This is a genomic window from Streptomyces sp. a15, from assembly GCF_059026085.1.
Genome location: NZ_JBWLKM010000290.1, coordinates 1 through 382, shown reverse-complemented (window position 1 = coordinate 382; position 382 = coordinate 1). Strand labels below are relative to the sequence as shown.

The following is a 382-nucleotide window of genomic DNA, read 5'->3' as shown; positions in this document are numbered from 1 at the left end:
GGACGCCGCCGACGTCGAACGAGGACGCGAAGATCTTCTTGGCCTGGTCGAAGCCGTCCATGTCGCTGATGTCGTCGCTGGCCACGTTGCCGGTGATCAGTTTGGTGACCGCGAGGTTGGCGCCCTGGAGGATCAGGAAGGTGCCCAGGGTGACCAGGAAGCTCGGCAGGCCGGTCTTCACCAGCAGCCAGCCGTTGAAGAAGCCGACTCCCAGCGAGACGAGCAGGGCGACGAACACGCCGGCCCAGACGTTCGCGGTCAGCTGGTAGCTGAGCATGGCCGCAGTCAGGGCCGAGGCGATGACTGCGACACCGGCCGACAGATCGAACTCCCCGCCGATCATCAGCAGCGCTACCGGCAGCGCCATGATCCCGATCGTCGA

At 65.7% G+C, this 382-nt stretch carries 1 protein-coding gene; it reads right to left on the bottom strand.

Annotated elements, in window-relative coordinates; all coding sequences use genetic code 11:
• Nucleotides 1–382, bottom strand: a 382-nt coding sequence (locus AC5P09_RS52180; RefSeq protein ID WP_493880659.1) for an ABC transporter permease, incomplete at both ends; no start/stop codon positions are given.